Annotated in this window: 11 protein-coding genes; 5 read left to right on the top strand and 6 right to left on the bottom strand. The window is 70.0% G+C overall.

Annotated features, from left to right (window positions below; all coding sequences use genetic code 11):
- Positions 1-3 precede the first annotated feature (3 nt).
- Together AB0I79_RS05830 and AB0I79_RS05825 are read right to left on the bottom strand one after the other, a co-directional pair.
- Positions 4-1,089, bottom strand: coding sequence for a PrsW family intramembrane metalloprotease (locus AB0I79_RS05830; RefSeq protein ID WP_357867505.1), 1,086 nt, complete (start codon positions 1,087-1,089; stop codon positions 4-6).
- Positions 1,090-1,148: 59 nt separating this feature from the next.
- Complete coding sequence (locus tag AB0I79_RS05825) at positions 1,149-2,360, bottom strand: amidohydrolase (protein ID WP_357867502.1); 1,212 nt, start codon at positions 2,358-2,360, stop codon at positions 1,149-1,151.
- 37 nt (positions 2,361-2,397) lie between these two features.
- On the opposite strand from AB0I79_RS05825, the gene AB0I79_RS05820 reads away from it, so the two are divergent.
- The 4 genes from AB0I79_RS05820 to AB0I79_RS05805 all read left to right on the top strand — a co-directional run bounded on the left by AB0I79_RS05820 (position 2,398) and on the right by AB0I79_RS05805 (position 7,503).
- Positions 2,398-2,796: an ester cyclase gene (locus AB0I79_RS05820; RefSeq protein WP_357867499.1), complete on the top strand. Its 399-nt coding sequence runs from the start codon at positions 2,398-2,400 to the stop codon at positions 2,794-2,796.
- A gap of 27 nt (positions 2,797-2,823) precedes the next feature.
- On the top strand, positions 2,824-3,297 hold the full coding sequence (locus AB0I79_RS05815; protein WP_357867496.1) for a TIGR03618 family F420-dependent PPOX class oxidoreductase: 474 nt from the start codon (positions 2,824-2,826) through the stop codon (positions 3,295-3,297).
- Between the two features lie 295 nt (positions 3,298-3,592).
- Positions 3,593-6,436 (top strand): glycosyl hydrolase family 18 protein, encoded by a 2,844-nt coding sequence (locus AB0I79_RS05810; RefSeq protein ID WP_357867493.1) that lies wholly within the window; start codon positions 3,593-3,595, stop codon positions 6,434-6,436.
- Between the two features lie 239 nt (positions 6,437-6,675).
- Positions 6,676-7,503 (top strand): glycerophosphodiester phosphodiesterase family protein, encoded by an 828-nt coding sequence (locus AB0I79_RS05805; RefSeq protein ID WP_357867490.1) that lies wholly within the window; start codon positions 6,676-6,678, stop codon positions 7,501-7,503.
- A 188-nt stretch (positions 7,504-7,691) separates the two neighbouring features.
- Here the strand turns inward: AB0I79_RS05805 and AB0I79_RS05800 are convergent, their stop codons facing one another.
- Together AB0I79_RS05800 and AB0I79_RS05795 are read right to left on the bottom strand one after the other, a co-directional pair.
- Positions 7,692-8,207 (bottom strand): hypothetical protein, encoded by a 516-nt coding sequence (locus AB0I79_RS05800; protein WP_357867487.1) that lies wholly within the window; start codon positions 8,205-8,207, stop codon positions 7,692-7,694.
- Positions 8,208-8,256: 49 nt separating this feature from the next.
- Entirely contained in the window at positions 8,257-9,036 is a 780-nt protein-coding gene (locus AB0I79_RS05795; RefSeq protein WP_357867484.1) for a helix-turn-helix transcriptional regulator, read from the bottom strand.
- A gap of 88 nt (positions 9,037-9,124) precedes the next feature.
- Here AB0I79_RS05795 and AB0I79_RS05790 point away from each other — a divergent pair, with 88 nt between their 5' ends.
- Entirely contained in the window at positions 9,125-9,481 is a 357-nt protein-coding gene (locus tag AB0I79_RS05790) for a nuclear transport factor 2 family protein (RefSeq protein ID WP_357867481.1), read from the top strand.
- Positions 9,482-9,601: 120 nt separating this feature from the next.
- Here AB0I79_RS05790 and AB0I79_RS05785 read toward each other — a convergent pair whose 3' ends face one another.
- Both AB0I79_RS05785 and nrdR read right to left on the bottom strand, forming a co-directional pair.
- Complete coding sequence (locus AB0I79_RS05785) at positions 9,602-12,418, bottom strand: vitamin B12-dependent ribonucleotide reductase (protein ID WP_357867478.1); 2,817 nt, start codon at positions 12,416-12,418, stop codon at positions 9,602-9,604.
- Entirely contained in the window at positions 12,415-12,870 is a 456-nt protein-coding gene (nrdR, locus tag AB0I79_RS05780) for a transcriptional regulator NrdR (RefSeq protein WP_043614619.1), read from the bottom strand. The genes AB0I79_RS05785 and nrdR overlap by 4 nt, the downstream gene beginning before the upstream one ends.
- Positions 12,871-13,626 lie beyond the last annotated feature (756 nt).

The raw sequence follows: 13,626 nt of genomic DNA, 5'->3' as shown, positions 1-13,626 counted from the left end.
GTGCTACCAGCGGCGGGTGCGGGCCATCGCGCCCAGGAGGGCGTCGCGCTCCAGGGCGAACCTGTGCGGCTCGATGCCCTGCCGTTCGGCTCGCAGGTGCAGCATGGTCAGCTCGGTCGCCGCCTGCTGGTAGTCGCTCATGGCCCGGCCGAGCCCCGCTCCCCTGGCCCACTTGCGGGCCGCCTTGCGGGCGGACAGCGTGGTGAGCATCCGTACGTCGGCGTCGCTGATCAGCCCCGTCTGGTGGTAGGCGGGCAGGTAGAAGGCCATCCTGGCGATGAGGTGCCGGCGCTCGACGACGGTCACGACGATGAGCAGGACCAGCGCCGCCATGATGACCAGGTAGGCCACGCCCAGCCACTCGAGCGAGCCGGTGGTGGCCGCGCCGTTCCAGAGGCCGTGCAGGAAGACCGCGGCCACGTAGCCGAACGGGATCGCGGCGTACCTGGCGGTGCTGCGGCTGGTCAGCGCGTACGCGACGCCGAGGCCGATCATGGAGGTGTAGATCGGATGGCCGAGCGGGTCGATCAGCCCGCGCAGCACGAAGAGCTGGACGGCCGCGCCCGCGCCGTTCTCGCCGAACGCCAGCAGGTAGTAGCCGACGTTCTCCACGGCGGCGAAGCCGAGGCCGGCCATGGAGGCGTACACGATGCCGTCGGTCAGCCCGTCGATCTCGGCCCGCCGGCGCAGGAGCAGCAGCAGGGCCGAGCCCTTGAGCGCCTCCTCCACGATCGGGGCGAGCACGACGGCGCCGATGTTCTCGACGGCGGCGGAGGTGTAGCCGGCCCTGGCGAAGAGCTGCTGGCCCACCAGCGTCAGCGCGATGCCCGCCACGATGGCCACCCCCGCGCCCCACGCGAAGGCGAAGGCGAGGTGCAGCTTCGGCTCGGGTTCGAGCCTGTCGAGCGAGAGCACGGCCGCGAGCAGCACCGGCAGGGGCGCCACGGCCAGCAGCGCCGACAGGCCGAACCCGACGGGGCCACCGGAGAGCAGCATGATGACCAGCACGATCAGCGCGATCACTCCGGAGACGACCAGCCCGATCAGCAGGGCCTTGCTGGGGCGCTGGACGAGCGGGGGAGCAGTCATGGTGATGCCTCTCTTCCCGTTGGCTTCGCCCACTATGCGCGCCACGCATCTACAAGCACTTAACGGCTACTTGAATCGCGGTAGTAGGGATCCGTCACCACGGGCTCACCGTCGGTGTACGCGTAGACCTCCCGGCCGTTGATGAACACCTTCAGCGCCCGGCTCATGACGTCCAGCGGGTCGCCGGACCAGATGACCACGTCACCGTCGAGCCCGGGCCGCAGCGCGCCCACCCGGTCGTCCAGCCCCATGATCCGGGCGGGGTTGACGGTGATCGAGCGCAGCGCCGCCGCCGGGTCCAGCCCCTCCCTGACCGCGAACGTGGCCGAGTGGACCAGGAAGTGGATGGGTACCACGGGGTGGTCGGTGGTGATCGCCACCTCGACGCCCGCCCGGTCGAGGATGCCGGGGTTGCGCAGCGAGCGCTGCCGCAACTCGACCTTCGACCGGCTGCCGAGCAGCGGGCCGATGATGACCGGCACGTTCCGCTCGGCCAGGGTGTCGGCCAGCAGGTGCCCCTCGGTGCCGTGGTTGATCACCAGCCGGTAGCCGAACTCGTCGGCCAGCCGCAGCGCGGTGGCGATGTCGTCGGCCCGGTGGGTGTGCTGGCACCAGGGCAGCTCGCCGTCCAGCACGCGGACCAGGACCTCCAGCGTGCCGTCGCGGTCGAACGGCTTGCCCTCCTGCTCGGCGGCGGCCCTCCTGGCCCGGTAGTCCTGCGCCCTCATGAACGCGTCACGGATCACCGCGGCCACGCCCTGCCTGGTGGAGGGGAGCTTCTTCTGGTCGCCGTACACCCGCTTGGGGTTCTCACCGAGCGCGCTCTTGACGCTCACCGGCTCCTTGAGCAGCATCTCGTCCACCGACCTGCCCCAGCACTTGATCGCCACGGTCTGGCCGCCGATCGGGTTGCCGGAGCCCGGCTTGATCACCGCGGTGGTGACCCCGCCGGCCAGCGCGTCGCCGAAGGCCAGGTCGGCCGGGTTGATGGCGTCCAGCGCGCGCAGCCGGGCGCCGTTGGGGTCGGTCATCTCGTTGGTGTCCTGACCGGCCCAGCCCTCGGCCTCCTCGTGCACGCCGAGATGGCCGTGGGCCTCCACGAAACCGGGCAGCACCCAGGCGCCGGCGGCGTCCACGACCGGGGTTCCCTCCGGTACGGCCACGTCCCGGCCGACCGCGGCGATCTTCCCGTTCTGGATGAGCACGGTTCCGCCGTCGATGGGGTCACCGTCGACGGGCACGACATATCCGCTGGTAATAGCAAGATTCATGACTTGTAACCTACCGGTGGGTGGGTAGGTGCTCCGGATGACCTCCAATCTCTACAGACGATGGCTGCTCGAGCTCTGGAACGGCGACTTCGAGTTGGCGCACGAACTCGTCACCCCCGACTTCACCGGCCACTGGCCGGGCATGACAGTGGCGGGGCCCGACGGGCTGATCGAGGCGCTGCGGCAGGGGCACGCGCCGTTCGACGACGTCAAGGTCACGCTGGACGTGGGGCCGATCGTGGACGGGGATCTGGTGTCGGCGCGGTGGACGTTCGCGGGCGCGTACCGGGGCGGGCTTCCCGGTGTGACGGCGGCGGAGGGCACCAGGATCGCGTTCAGCGGCCACGACATCCTGCGGGTGAGGGACGGGAGGTTCACCGAGTACTGGGTGATCTCGGACGTCCAGACGCTCAACCGTCAGCTCGGTATAGGGTGATATTTCCTGATTTACGAGGGCTGGTGAATGGCGGAGAACCACGGTCCGGGCGTAGGGCCGGACCCCCAGTCGCTGAGCGACGAGGAACTGTCGGACCTGGTCGCCGAGCAGCGCTTCGGCGCGCTGGCCACGATCAAGGCCGAGGGGCGGCCCGAGCTGTCCACCGTCGCCTACACCTGGGACCCGCGGCAGCGCGTGGTGCGGATCTCCACCATCGCCGACCGGCTCAAGGTGCGCCGGCTCCAGAAGGATGCGCGCTGCTCGCTCTACGTGGCCAGCGACGACTTCCGGTCGTTCGCCGTGGCCGAGGGTGAGGCGGAGCTGTCGCCGGTGAGCCGCGAGCCGGGCGACGAGGTGGGGCTGGAGTTGCTGGCCATGCAGCCGCCGCTCCCCGATCCGGCGGGCGAGCCGGCCTTCCTGCGGCAGATGGTGACCGACCGGCGGATGGTGATCCGGCTGCGGGTGTCACGCCTGTACGGCACCGCGCTGACCATCAACTGAACGCCGCTGCCCGGCGAGGCCTGTGCGGCGCTTCCCTGACACGCGCAGCGCCACCCTCCCGCCCTGACACGCACACCGCCACCTGCCGCCCTGGTGTGCGCGTCGCCACCCTGCCGCCTGACGCGGGCAGCGCCACCTTGCCGATCTGACGCGTGCAGCGTCACCCGGCCGCCCTGACGCACCCGATGCCGAGCCGTGCTCGCCGAGCACCGCGGCGGGGCCTTGCCAGGCGTGCGGGCCGGGCTTACGATCCGGCTAATTGTTAGGAAACTTTCTTTAATGAAAGGTCTCTGACGTGCGCCGATTAGCCACCCCCCTGATCGCCGTCCTCTTGATCGCCGCGCTGGGCGCTCTCCCCGCTCAGGCCGCGAGCCGCCTCGTCGCCACGTTCACGCTGTCCGGCACCACCGGCACGTTCGTGGTGAGCAACCCGGGCACGACCGCCGTGACCGGCTGGTCGATCGTCTTCGAGCTGCCCTCCGGAGTCACCGCGTCCAGCCCGCAGAACGCCACCATCAGGCAGAACGGCACCAAGGTGACCCTCACCCCCGCCTTCTACATCAACACCGTGCAAGCGGGCAGGAACACCGAGCCGTACAACCCCAGGATCACGCTCAGCTCCCCCGCCCAGCCGGTGAGCTGCCTGATCGACGGTGCCGACTGCGACGGCAGCGGCGGCGACCCGCCCGCCAAGCCGCCGGTCAGCGCCACCTATCAGGTGAACGGGAACGCGGCCGGGTTCGTGGTGGCCAACAACGGCACGGCCCCGCTCAACGGGTGGACGATCGTGTTCGACCTCCCGGCCGGAGTCACCGCGGGCAACGCCCAGCACGCCTCGCTCAGCCAGAGCGGCCGTACGGTGACGCTCACGCCCGCGCACTACAACACGACCGTGAACGCGGGCGCGACCACCGAGCCGTACAGCCCGTCCTTCACCGTCAGCACCGCGGGTGCCGAGCCGGCGAGCTGCCGGATCAACGACGTCAACTGCGACGGCAGCCCCGACGCGCCGCCTGCCGCTCCCGGGAACCTGCGCTCGCCCGCCAGGACCACGAAGACCGTCGCGCTGGCCTGGGATGCCGCCGCCCCCGGCAGCCTGCCGATCACCGGGTACGAGGTCTACAACGGCTCCTCCGTCGCCGCCTCGGTCACCGGCACCACGGCGGTCGTCTCCGGCCTGTCGCCCTCGACCGCGTACACGTTCACCGTCAAGGCCAAGGACCGCAAGGGCACGCTGTCACCGGCGTCCGTGCCGCTGGCGGTCACCACCCGCGACCCGGCCGACGACACGCAGCCGCCGACGGCGCCGGGTGACCTGCGCAGCACCGCGAGGACGTCGTCCAGCGTCACGCTGACCTGGGCGGCCTCCTCCGACAACTCCGGCATCGCCGGCTACGACGTCTCCATCGGCTCCTCGGTGGCGGCGACCGTCTCCGGCACCACGGCGGTCGTCTCCGGCCTGTCGCCCTCGACCGCGTACACGTTCACCGTCAAGGCCAAGGACCGCAAGGGCACGCTGTCACCGGCGTCCGTGCCGCTGGCGGTCACCACCCGCGACCCGGCCGACGACACGCAGCCGCCGACGGCGCCGGGTGACCTGCGCAGCACCGCGAGGACGTCGTCCAGCGTCACGCTGACCTGGGCGGCCTCCTCCGACAACTCCGGCATCGCCGGCTACGACGTCTCCATCGGCTCCTCGGTGGCGGCGACCGTCTCCGGCACCACGGCGGTCGTCTCCGGCCTGTCGCCCTCGACCGAGTACTCGTTCACCGTGCGGGCCCACGACCTGTACGACAACCTCTCCCCCGCCGGCGCGGCGGTGAAGGTGACCACGGCTGACATCGTCGAGACCGGCTACGCCCGCGTCGGATATTTCGTGCAATGGGGCATCTACGGCCGCCAGTACTTCGTCCGCAACCTCGACACCACCGGCGCGGCGGCGAAGCTGACCCACATCAACTACGCCTTCGCCAACATCGACCCGCAGAACCTCACCTGCCTGCAGGGCGTCACCAAGGGCACCAGCACCGACCCGCAGGACCCGAACCAGGGCGACGGCGCCGGTGACGCCGAGGCCGACTACGGCCGCCCGTTCAGCGCCGCGCAGTCGGTGGACGGCGTGGCGGACACCGGCTGGGAGAAGCTGCGCGGCAACTTCAACCAGCTCAGGAAGCTCAAGGCCAAGCACCCGCACCTAAAGGTGCTGATCTCGCTGGGCGGCTGGACGTACTCGAAGTACTTCTCCGACGTGGCGGCCACGGACGCGGCGCGCAAGAAGTTCGTGGCGTCGTGCATCGACATCTACATCAAGGGGAACCTGCCCGCCTACAACGGCGCGGGCGGCCCCGGCACGGCGGCGGGCGTCTTCGACGGCATCGACCTCGACTGGGAGTGGCCGGGCGCCGAGGGGCATCCGGGCAACCACGTCAGCCCGGCCGACAAGGCGAACAACACGCTGCTGATCGCCGAGTTCCGCCGCCAGCTCGACGCGCTGACGGCCACGACGGGCAAGCGGTACCAGCTCACGGCCTTCACCCCGGCCGACCCCGCCAAGATCGCCGCGGGCTGGGATCTCCCCGAAGTCACGAAATCTCTGGACATCTTCAATGTCCAGGGGTACGACTTCCACGGCGCCGGCAGCGACAACTCCTGGGAACCGAACCGCACCGGCCACCAGGGCAACCTCCACCTCGACACCGACAGCCCGTACGACCCGGACTTCAGCGTCGAGAAGGCCGTGGACGTCTACCTCCAGGCCGGCGTCCACCCCCGCAAGATCACCATCGGCCTGGCGTACTACGGCCGCGGCTGGCAACGGGTGGCCGACGGCGGCAGGTACGGCGAGTGGCAGCAGGCGGGCGGGGCCGCGCCCGGCCAGTTCCAGGAGGAGGCCGGCACCCGCGGCTACACCAACCTGCTGGCCATGGTGCCCGGCTGCACGGTCAGGCACGACGAGCAGGCGGTGGCCACGTACTGCTTCACCGGCGACGGCGGGCAGTGGTGGACGTTCGACGACGCCTGGTCGATCGGCAAGAAGACGGCCTGGCTGCGGAGCAAGGGGCTGCTCGGAGCGATGATCTGGGAGATGTCCGGCGACTCGGGCACCCTGACCACCGCACTCGACGCGGGCCTGCGCTAGAACCCTCCACGCCGGGGCGGGACGCCTCCGGGCCCCGCCCCGGCGCGCTTGCCGAACGCATCCGGCCCGGCGCTTGCCGAACGCATCCCACCCCGGCGTTCACCGGACGCATCCCACCCCGGCGCGTACGCGCGTCGAATGCTCATCCGCGCGGCGCCACCGCGTTACTCTGCCCTCAACTCCAAGTCACGCGATCTTGTCACCGTCGAGTCGTTGTCTCTCCCCAGCCGAGGAGACCCATGTTCAGGCGACTCGCCGTCCTCATCGCGACCTCCTTCTCCCTCACCCTCCTCCCCCTCGCCACCCCCGCCGGCGCCGCGACCGTCGTCAACGTCGCCCACCGGGGCGCCTCCGCCTACGCCCCGGAGAACACGATCGCCGCCTTCGAGCTGGCCGCCGCGCAGGGCGCCGACCTGTTCGAGCTGGACGTCCAGGAGACCAAGGACCACGAGCTGGTCCTGATGCACGACACGACGCTGTCCCGCACCACGAACGCCGAGCAGGTCTTCCCCGGCCTGTCCCCGTGGAACGTCGGCGACCTCACGCTCGACCAGATCCGCGAGCTGGACGCCGGCTCGTGGCTGTCCGACAAGTACGACGGCGAGCGCGTGCCCACCCTGGGCGAGGCGCTGCGCGAGATGAGCGGCTCGGGCATGGGCCTGCTGCTGGAGGTCAAGGCCCCGGAGCGCTACGCGGGGATCGAGTCCCGCATCGCCGCCGAGCTGCGCCGCCACCCCTCCTGGCTGGCTCCGGGCAAGCTGGTGGTGCAGTCGTTCAACTGGGACTCGATGCGCACGTTCGACCGCCTGCTGCCCGAGGTGCCGATCGGGCTGCTCGGCACGCCCTCGACCGGGGAGCTGCCCGGCCTGGCGAAGTTCGCCGACCAGATCAACCCGCCGTACACCACGCTCACGGCCTCGTACGTCCGCCGCGTGCACGCCCTCGGCCTGGACGTCCTCACCTGGACCGTCGACAGCCCGACCGCCATGCGCCGCATGATCGGTTACAAGGTGGACGGCATCATCACCAACCGGCCCGACGTGCTGCGCGACGTGCTCAGCTCCTGAGCCCCCACCACCGCGCTGTGCCAGCCCGCCGATGACGAAGATCGCTCCGGGGCGGCACAGCGCGAACGGGGCGTATCCGGCCCGGGACAACTGATCCTGATCCGCTCCGTCCCAGCCGCCGTCCACGCCGTACGAGTGCCTGCGCCCCCGGCGGGGTGAGCACTGCCGGGACCTCTTGGACAGGCCGGTCAGGGCGCGGGAGCCGCAGGAACCGGGGTGATGGTGGCCCGGTCCCACGCTCCCCGCACCGCCAGCCAGAAGATCAGCGCATATCCGGCGAACAACCCCAGCATCGCCACCATCAGCGCCATCTCCGGCAGCCCGGTCGCGTCCATCAGGTAGTCGATCACCGCGACGTAGTCCCGCTCCGCCCAGTGCCACACCACGTACACGATGAGCTGCAGCAACGGGCTCACCACGAACGCGGTCCCGGCCAGCGTCGCCAGCACCCGGGCGGAGCCGCGCCGCGCTGCCAGCAGCCCGATGGCCGACCACGCCACCGCCTGCGTGGCGAGCACACCGGACACGGCGACCAGCACGTTCCCCCACGGGTCCGGTGCGTTCCTGTGGTAGTCAACGCAGCAGTCCAGCCCGACGATCATGTCCTCGTTGCCGATCAGCCACGCGACCGCGACCATGGCCAGCCTGTGCACCCCGTACAGCACCGTTCCGAATGCCACGGCGAGCACCGCGATCCGCCTCATACCCGGCAGCATGACCGACCGATGCGCGCTCGATCCATCCCGCTGTCCGCTACTGGACATCCCCGCGCAGGTGCCGGGCGGTCCCGGCGTCGGCGGGGAAGTACGCCTCCACCGCGATCTCCTCCAGCGTCACGTCGAACGCCGCCCCGAACGTCGTGATCGTGTTGAAGAAGCAGAGCTCCCGCCCCCGGTGCTCGATCCTGATGGGCAGGGCGATGTCGGTGGGTTCGGCGACCCCGGGGCCGCCCCCGCCCCCGTACTCCCGCACCTCCTCCAGCAGCGCGCTCAGCTCGGGATCCCCGGTACGCGCGACCTGCCGGGCCAGCCTCGGCAGCAGGAACCCGCGCACCTGCGCCAGGTTCCGCAGCCGCGGCGCGAACCCGCCCGGATGCAGGCCCAGCCGCATCATGTTGACCGGCGGCTCCAGCAGCGCCGGGTCGACCCCGTCCAGGAAGACCTCGACCGCCGCGTTCGCCAGCAGCAGGTTCCACCGGTTGTCCACGGCCAGCGCCGGGAACGGCTCGTGCCCCCGCAACACCTGCTCCAGCGCTTCGCGTGCCCCGGCGAGGTCGGGGTCGTCGAGCGGCCGCTCCCGGTAGGCGGGCGCGTGCCCGGCCGCGACGAGCAGCCGGTTGCGCTCGCGCAGCGGCACGCCGAGGTGCTCGGCCAGGTGGATGACCATCGAACGGCTGGGGATCGTCCGGCCCGTCTCCACGAAGCTGACGTGCCGGGCGGACACGTCCGCCTGAATGGCCAGGTCCAGCTGGCTGAGCTTGCGCCGGTGCCGCCACTCGCGCAGCAGCTCACCGACCGGCCGATCATCACGCATGCGTGCTGTTCTAACCCATCCCGTCCGGCCTGCGCCATTACATGCCATGTAATCGACGGCCCGGACGGCATCCGCGATGGTGACCACCATGAACAAGGACATCATCCTGAACGCCTTCGCCGAGTTCGCCGCGGGCGACCACGACATCCTCCACCCCCTCCTGCGGGAGGACTTCGTCGAGCACAGCCCCGGCAACCCGTCGGGACGGGACGCGTGGATCGCGTTCATCAGAAATTCGCCCTTGGCCGCCGCCCGCCTCGACCTCAAGCGGGTCATCGCCGAAGGCGACCTCGTCATGCTGCACTACCACCTGATCCCGGACGGCGACGAGCGCGGCGTCGCCGTCGTGGACATCTGGCGGCTGGTGGACGGGCAGATCGCCGAGCACTGGGACGTCGTGCAGCCGGTGCCGGAGCCCGGCCAGATCCCGAACGGCATGTTCTGAGCCGCGTCCCCACGGATGACGCGCCGAAGGGGGTCCGGACCGAGATCCGAACCCCCTTCTCGAACAGGCGCATCAGGCCCTTGGCCGAGCGTCACGGGCGACCCGGCGCCCGGCCTGCCGTCAGCTGCAGCCGCTGGTCGAGCCGCAGCCTTCGCACACGTAGCAGCTCCCGGCCGGACGCATCTTCGTGCCGCACGTCATGCAGAGCGGCGCGTCGGCGGTGAAGCGCTGGTGGCTCTCCAGCGTCAGCTCCTGGACGGCCGGCCGCGTGTCCTCCTTGGGCTGGGCGGCCTCGATCGGCGCCGACTGGGCCAGCGCCTCCCGGTCCACCGTCTCCTGCAGCGCCGCCGGGTCCTCGCCGCGCTGCTGCGCCGCCCGCTCGGCCGCCGAGAAGATGCCCAGCGCCGCCCGCTCCTCGTACGGCAGGTGGTCCAGGGCCAGGCGGCGGAAGATGTAGTCCATCACCGAGGTGGCCATGCGGATGTCGGGGTCGTCCGTCATGCCGGCCGGCTCGAAGCGCATGTTGACGAACTTGCTCATGTACGTCTCCAGCGGCACGCCGTACTGGAGCCCGATGGAGATCGCCACCGAGAACGCGTCCATGACGCCCGCCAGCGTCGAGCCCTGCTTGGACATCTTGAGGAAGACCTCGCCGAGCCCGTCGTCAGGGTAGGACGAGGCGGTCATGTAGCCCTTGGCGCCGCCCACGGTGAAGCGGGTGGTCATGCTCGGCCGCTGGTTCGGCATGCGCCGCCGGGTCGGCCGGTTGACCTCGATGACCTTGACCTCGGGCTCCTTCGGCTGCTCCTGCTGCTTCTTGGAGCCGTCGCCGGCCGACAGCGGCTGGCCGACCTTGCAGTTGTCGCGGTAGACGGCCAGCGCCTTGAGGCCGAGCTTCCAGCCCTCCAGGTAGACCTGCTCGATGTCGTCGATCGTGGCCGACTCGGGCAGGTTGACCGTCTTGGAGATGGCACCGGACAGGAACGGCTGCGTGGCCGCCATCATGCGGACGTGGCCCATGGGCGCGATCGCCCGCTCGCCCATCGCGCAGTCGAACACCTCGTAGTGCTCCTGGCGCAGGCCGGGCGCGTCGACGACGTGGCTGTGCTCGCCGATGTACTCGACGATGGCCTCGATCTGCTCCTGCTGGTAGCCGAGCTGCTTGAGCGCCCGCGGGATCGTCTGGTTGACGATCTGCATGGAGCCGCCGCCGACGAGCTTCTTGAACTTGACCAGCGCCAGGTCCGGCTCGATGCCGGTCGTGTCGCAGTCCATCATCAGGCCGATCGTGCCGGTGGGGGCGAGGAGGCTGGCCTGGGCGTTGCGGTAGCCGTTCTTCTCGCCCAGCTTCAGGCACTCCGACCACTGGCGGGACGCCTCGGCGTGGATCTTCGCGTCCATCGAGCCGATCGTGCGCAGGTCGTCGTTGGCCGCGGCGTGCTTGCGCATGACGCGCTTGTGCGGCTCGGCGTTCCTGGCGTAGCCGTCGTAGGCGCCGACGACCCCGGCCAGCTCGGCGCTGCGCCGGTAGGACACGCCGGTCATCAGCGAGGTGATCGCCGCGGCGACGGCGCGGCCGCCGTCGGAGTCGTAGGCGTGGCCGGTCGCCATGAGCAGCGCGCCCAGGTTGGCGTAGCCGATGCCGAGCTGGCGGTACGCGCGCGTCGTCTCGCCGATCTTCTCCGTCGGGAAGTCGGCGAACGTGATCGAGATGTCCATCGCGGTGATGATCAGCTCGGTCAGCTTGACGAAGTCGGCCACGTTGAAGGAGTTGTCGTCCTTCAGGAACTTCAGCAGGTTGATGCTGGCCAGGTTGCAGGAGGAGTTGTCGAGGTGGACGTACTCGCTGCAGGGGTTGCTGGCCGTGATCCGGCCCGTCTCGGGCGTGGTGTGCCAGTCGTTGATCGTGTCGTCGTACTGCACGCCGGGGTCGGCGCACTCCCACGCGGCCTTGGCCATCTTGCGGAACAGGTCCTTGGCGTCGACCTTCTCGATGACCTCGCCGGTCAGGCGGGCCCGCAGGCCGAAGTCGCCGCCCTTCTCCACCGCGCGCATGAACTCGTCGGAGACGCGCACGGAGTTGTTGGCGTTCTGGTACTGGACGGAGACGATGTCCTTGCCGCCCAGGTCCATGTCGAAACCGGCGTCACGCAGCGCGCGGACCTTGTCCTCCTCGCGCGCCTTGGTCTCGATGAACTCCTCGATGTCGGGGTGGTCGACGTCGAGCACGACCATCTTGGCCGCCCGCCGCGTCGCGCCGCCCGACTTGATCGTCCCCGCGCTCGCGTCGGCGCCCCGCATGAAGCTCACCGGGCCGCTGGCGGTGCCGCCGCTCGACAGCAACTCCTTGGACGAGCGGATCCTCGACAGGTTCACCCCCGACCCTGAACCGCCCTTGAAGATCACACCCTCTTCCTTGTACCAGTCCAGGATCGACTCCATCGTGTCGTCCACGGAGAGGATGAAACACGCGCTCACCTGCTGCGGCGACTGCGTGCCCACGTTGAACCACACCGGCGAGTTGAACGCGAACACCTGGTGCGCCAGTGCGTGCTTCAGCTCGTGGTCGAAGATCTCGGCGTCCTCTTCGCTGGCGAAGTAGCCGTTCTCGAGCCCCGTCCTGGTGTAGACGCCGACGACCCGGTCGATCAACTGCTTCAGGCTCCACTCGCGCTGCGGGGTGCCCACGGCGCCGCGGAAGTACTTGGTCGTCACGATGTTGGCCGCGTTGACCGACCAGAACTCGGGGAACTCGACGCCCCGCTGCTCAAAGTTGATGGACCCGTCGCGCCAGTTCGTCATGACGACGTCGCGGCGCTCCCACTGGATCTCGTCATACGGGTGCACGCCGGGCTTGGTGAAGATCCGCTTCATCTTCAGTCCCTTACGCGGACGCTTGCCCCCGCGCGCCACTGAACCGCTGGCCGTCTCCGTCATGACTCCCCCTTCTCCGCCTTCAACTGTTTGATCTCGGCCTCGAAGTCCGCCAGGCTCTCGAAACCGCGATATACCGATGCGAACCGCAGGTAGGCCACCTCGTCCAGCTCCCGCAGCGGGCCCAGGATGGCCAGGCCCACCTCGTTGGAGGGGATCTCGGCCGCGCCCTTCGCCCTGATGGCCTCCTCCACCCGCTGCCCGAGCTGCGCCAGCGAGTCCTCGCTGACCGGCCTGCCCTGGCACGCCCGCCGCACGCCCGCGACGACCTTGTCCCGCGAGAACGGCTCCGTCACTCCGCTGCGCTTGCTCACCATCAGCAGTACGGTCTCCTGCGTGGTGAACCTGCGCCCGCACTCGGGACAGGTGCGGCGGCGCCTGATGGCCGCGCCGTCATCCGTGGAGCGACTGTCGATGACCCTGGTGTCAGGGTGGCGACAGAACGGACAGTGCACGCTTCGCCTCCAAGAAACCTGGCCACCACACGCGCCCTCACCCGCCATGACGGGACGCTCGCGCACACTCCACAGCTGTCCATGGAGCGGTCGCAGAAACACAAGGTGTGGTGAACTACATCGGTGTAACTACTAGATGTTGTGGTCCAACCGTAGAAGCGCGCGACCATGAACGCAAGTTGAGCGCTGCCATCCTGCTGAAGTCGCTGATCAGCCCGCCAGCATCATCCGTCCCGGGCGTGTCGTCCAGTGATCGCGATCTTCCCGCAGGTCGGAGCGTCACATCGGTTGCTTCCAGCCTCGGCCGTGAACAAACCTCACAAACGTACCCGAGGACACACCCCGCCCTTCCCACCCCTTCCCTCGCCCTCGCCGAGCGGCTTCGCGGCGGGGCGCGGGTGAGGCCCTGAGGCGAGAGGAGACGAGGAGTCCGCGCGATGCTCCGCACCCGCCGTTCGCCCGAACGCGCCCCGCGTCCGGACGGGACGGGCCGGCGCCCTGAGCAAGCGGCGCCCTGAGTGCGGGAGGGCTGGCACAGCACGGGGCGGGACCAGCTCAGGCCGGGCGGCGCCCCCACAAGGAGCCCGCCACGCAGGAAGTCCGCTACATGAGGAGCCCACCGCGTGAAGAGCCCACCGCGCACGAAGCCCGCCACACAGGGAGCCCGCCACACAGGGAGCCCGCCACACAGGGAGCCCGCCACACAGGGAGCCCGCCACACAGGGAGCCCGCCACACAGGGAGCCCGCCACACAGG

The organism is Nonomuraea sp. NPDC050202, assembly GCF_040656115.1.
GTDB lineage: Bacteria > Actinomycetota > Actinomycetes > Streptosporangiales > Streptosporangiaceae > Nonomuraea.
This window is presented reverse-complemented; position numbering and strand designations above follow the sequence as displayed.

What these genes read in the sequence shown, in the direction of transcription:
- AB0I79_RS05830 (WP_357867505.1), bottom strand. Translation starts at nt 1,089, where the DNA reads ATGACTGCTCCCCCGCTCGTCCAGCGCCCCAGCAAGGCCCTGCTGATC.
- AB0I79_RS05825 (WP_357867502.1), bottom strand. Translation starts at nt 2,360, where the DNA reads ATGAATCTTGCTATTACCAGCGGATATGTCGTGCCCGTCGACGGTGAC.
- AB0I79_RS05820 (WP_357867499.1), top strand. Translation starts at nt 2,398, where the DNA reads ATGACCTCCAATCTCTACAGACGATGGCTGCTCGAGCTCTGGAACGGC.
- AB0I79_RS05815 (WP_357867496.1), top strand. Translation starts at nt 2,824, where the DNA reads ATGGCGGAGAACCACGGTCCGGGCGTAGGGCCGGACCCCCAGTCGCTG.
- AB0I79_RS05805 (WP_357867490.1), top strand. Translation starts at nt 6,676, where the DNA reads ATGTTCAGGCGACTCGCCGTCCTCATCGCGACCTCCTTCTCCCTCACC.
- AB0I79_RS05800 (WP_357867487.1), bottom strand. Translation starts at nt 8,207, where the DNA reads ATGAGGCGGATCGCGGTGCTCGCCGTGGCATTCGGAACGGTGCTGTAC.
- AB0I79_RS05795 (WP_357867484.1), bottom strand. Translation starts at nt 9,036, where the DNA reads ATGCGTGATGATCGGCCGGTCGGTGAGCTGCTGCGCGAGTGGCGGCAC.
- AB0I79_RS05790 (WP_357867481.1), top strand. Translation starts at nt 9,125, where the DNA reads ATGAACAAGGACATCATCCTGAACGCCTTCGCCGAGTTCGCCGCGGGC.
- AB0I79_RS05785 (WP_357867478.1), bottom strand. Translation starts at nt 12,418, where the DNA reads ATGACGGAGACGGCCAGCGGTTCAGTGGCGCGCGGGGGCAAGCGTCCG.